This window comes from Streptomyces milbemycinicus (genome assembly GCF_002154605.1).
GTDB classification, from domain to species: domain Bacteria; phylum Actinomycetota; class Actinomycetes; order Streptomycetales; family Streptomycetaceae; genus Streptomyces; species Streptomyces milbemycinicus.
This window is the reverse complement of sequence record NZ_MUNE01000426.1, coordinates 1-3463: the sequence shown is the minus strand read 5'-3', so window position 1 is coordinate 3463 and position 3463 is coordinate 1. Positions and strand designations below refer to the sequence as shown.

At 70.9% G+C, this 3463-nt stretch carries 3 protein-coding genes and 1 riboswitch; all 3 genes read left to right on the top strand.

Annotated features, from left to right (window positions below):
- Nucleotides 1-661 (top strand): PP2C family protein-serine/threonine phosphatase (locus CCN51_RS31755; RefSeq protein ID WP_143675939.1); only part of this gene is annotated, 661 nt, incomplete at its 5' end.
- A 285-nt stretch (nt 662-946) separates the two neighbouring features.
- Nucleotides 947-1073: riboswitch (cyclic di-AMP (ydaO/yuaA leader) on the top strand.
- 11 nt (nt 1074-1084) lie between these two features.
- A complete protein-coding gene (locus CCN51_RS31750) occupies nt 1085-2230 on the top strand; it encodes a M23 family metallopeptidase (RefSeq protein WP_043487344.1) in 1146 nt (381 codons plus the stop codon).
- A 187-nt stretch (nt 2231-2417) separates the two neighbouring features.
- Nucleotides 2418-3386, top strand: a complete 969-nt coding sequence (locus CCN51_RS31745; RefSeq protein WP_014178333.1) for an aldo/keto reductase — start codon at nt 2418-2420, stop codon at nt 3384-3386.
- Nucleotides 3387-3463 lie beyond the last annotated feature (77 nt).

The following is a 3463-nucleotide window of genomic DNA, read 5'->3' as shown; positions in this document are numbered from 1 at the left end:
GATCGGCGGCGACCTGTACGCGGTGCAGGACACCCCGCACGGCGTACGGATGGTCATCGGCGATGTACGCGGCAAGGGGCTGGGGTCGGTCGAGGTGGTCGCGATCATCATCGGCGCCTTCCGGGAGGCCGCCGAACAGGAGGCCACGCTGGAGGGGCTGACGCTGCGGCTGGAACGGGCGCTGCAGCGGGAGCGGGCCCGGCGGGCCGATATCGAGCAGGCCGAGGGGTTCATCACGGCGGTGCTGGCCGAGATCCCCCGCGGCGACTCCCTGCTCCGCATGATCAACCGCGGCCACCCGGCGCCGCTGCTGCTGGACGGGGAGGGCGCGGTGCGCCAAGCCGACCCCGAGATGCCGGCGCTGCCGCTGGGGATGGGCGATCTGGGGGCGTGGCCGGACCGGGTGGAGGAGCTGCCGTTCGCGGAGGGGGTGACCCTGCTGCTGTTCACCGACGGGGTGAGCGAGGCGCGCGACGCGCAGGGCACGTTCTACGATCCGGCGGTCCAGCTGCGCGGCCGCCGCTTCGCCGGACCGGTGGAACTGCTCGACGCGCTGGTGGCGGATGTGGAGCGGCATACGGGCGGCGGGACCGCGGACGACATGGCGCTGCTGGCGCTGCGCCGCACCCCCGTGACGCCAGGCGTGGATCGTGCACGCTGACACGCTCCGTAGCGGAGCATGACCACTCCGGATAACGATTGACGCACGATCAGTTCGAGGGCGTTTCCGGGTGTGCTCGGGCCACTGCCGACTCACCCTCATCTGTCCCATGTTGGGCGTTAAGTTCACCTCAAAGGTTGCTCTGATTCCCGGGAACAGCTTGGAATCGGGTCGCGCTCTCTATTAACGTTCGATAACGCAGCGCGGTCGTCACAACCGCCGCAAGAGGCGGCACCGTGCGCCGTCGCCGAATCCCGTACGCACAGCAGCACCAGCAGCAGAGCGACAACAGCAGCACCAAGGGAACCGGGGAACCACCAACCTTGGGGTGAATCGGGTCGAACCTGACCCGTAGGAGACCTTCCTGCTCCGAACCCGTCAGCTAACCCGGTAGGCGAGAGGGAAGGAAAGGAGTGCGCCCGCGTGGCGTCCAACAGGTCTGCCCTAGAAGAAGCTCCGTCCCGCACATCCGGCGCCGGAGCGGGGACAGCCACCCGCTACGGCTCCTGGTTCGAACCGGCCGCCGAGGCGAGGGACGGCCAGGACACCGAGACGTGGGACGAGTGGAATCCCACTGAGGAATCCATAGCCCCGGTGCGCGGCCGGCACCGCGTCGCCAAGCAGCGCGGCGGCACGATGGCGCGCAGCGGCGCCGTCCTCGGCGTCGGCGTGATCGCGGCGGTCGGCGCGGGCGGGATGGCGAGCGCCAAGGACCGCCCCAAGGCCCCCATATCCATGCCGGACCTCGCACACGTCGCCGACAAGGTGACGGACGTCCTCCCCGACGCGGGGGACCTGCCCGGCATCGGCTCGCTGTTCTCCTCGGACTCCGGTTCCGGCTCCGACGGCACCTCGGCCGCCCCCCTCTCCCAGGCCGGCCTGACCTCCCAGGACGAGGAGAACGGCGCCACCGACGCGGGCGAGGCGCTACGCGCCCGCATCCTCCAGCAGGCCGAGAACCAGCAGAACGCCGCCGACGAGTCGCAGCGCGTGGCCGCGGCCGACGCCGCCGCCACCAAGGCCGCCGCCGCGGCCAAGAAGGCCGCCGACGCGGAGGCGAAGCGCAAGGCCGAGGCGGAGGCGAAGAAGAAGGCCGCCGAGGCCGAGGCCAAGCGGAAGGCGGAGGAGGCGGCCAAGAAGAAGGCCGAGGCCGAGCGCCTGGCCAAGCTCGCCGCCCAGTACACCCTCCCCGTCGCCTCGTACACCCTGACCGCGTCCTTCGGCCAGGCCGGCGACATGTGGTCGGCCGACCACACCGGCCAGGACTTCGCCGCCCCGACCGGCACCCCGGTCAAGGCGCTGCACGGCGGCACGATCACCTCGGCCGGGTGGGCCGGTTCGTACGGCTACCGCATCGTGATCAAGCTGAACGACGGCACCGAGATCTGGTACTGCCACCTGTCGTCGATGGTCCGTACGTCGGGCTCGGTGACGACGGGCGAGGTCGTCGGCCGCGTCGGCGCCACGGGCAATGTGACCGGCCCGCACCTCCACCTTGAGGTCCGGCCGGGCGGCGGCAGCCCGATCGACCCGATGCCCTGGCTCCGCGCCCACGGGATGAACCCGTGACCGCCGCGACCCCGTCCCCCGCGGACATCGGCCCGATGACCGTCGGCCCGATGACCTGCTGACCGGGTCCCCGTAACCCCGGCGGCCTTGGCGCTCTCTCCCCCCTTGACGCCAGGGCCGCCGGTTTTTTCCGTTCATCGGCCCGAACGGCGGAATACCGCTCTCCGCCTCGGCGCTGAAACAACGCATGGCTGACACCAAGCAGACTGAGCAGGCTGAGAACCGCAGGCGGATCGGTGAGCTGTCCGTCTTCCCGCTCTCCCTCGGCGGGAACGTCTTCGGCTGGACGGCGGACGAAGCCGAGTCCTTCGCCGTGCTCGACGCGTACGCGGCGGCGGGCGGCAACTTCATCGACACCGCGGACGTCTACTCCGCATGGGTGCCGGGCAACTCCGGCGGAGAGTCCGAGACCATCCTCGGCAACTGGTTCGCCTCCCGGGGCAACCGTGCCGACATCGTCCTCGCGACCAAGGTGGGCGCAGGCGTACCGACCCCCCGCGGCCTGTCCGCCGCGGCGATCAAGGCGGGTCTCGACGAGTCCCTGAAGCGCCTGCGCACCGACTACATCGACCTTTACTACACCCACTACGACGACACCTCGGTGCCGGTGGAGGAGATCATCTCCACGCTGGACGAGCTGGTGAAGGCGGGCAAGGTCCGCCAGATCGCGGCCTCCAACATCTCCGCCGAACGCCTTGAGGCGGCCCTGGACTTCTCGGCGAAGGAGGGCCTGGCCCGCTACGTGGCCCTGCAGCCGCACTACAACCTGGTCTCCCGCGACACCTTCGAGGGCCCGCTCGCCGATGTCGCCGCCCGCCATGACGTGGTGACCCTCCCGTACTACGCCCTCGCGTCCGGCTTCCTCACCGGCAAGTACCGCCCCGGCGCCTCGGTGGACAGCGCCCGGGCCGAGGGCGCGGCCAAGTACCTGGAGACCGAGCGCGGCCAGAAGGTCCTCGCCGCCCTCGACGACGTGGCCGCGAACCACGGCGCCGCGCATGCGACGGTCGCCCTGGCCTGGCTGGCGGCCCAGCCCACGGTCGTGGCCCCGATCGCGAGCGCGCGCACGGTGGACCAGCTGCCGGCGCTGCTGGCGGTCGCGGACCTGAAGCTGACGGAGCAGGAGCTGGCGCTGCTGACGTCGGCGTCGGAGTAAGGGCTCTGCGCCTTACGCGTTTGTGGTGGATATGAGACAGGGACACGCCGACGTCACGGCGTGTCCCTGTCTCATAT

What these genes read in the sequence shown, in the direction of transcription:
- CCN51_RS31745 (WP_014178333.1), top strand. Translation starts at nt 2,418, where the DNA reads ATGGCTGACACCAAGCAGACTGAGCAGGCTGAGAACCGCAGGCGGATC.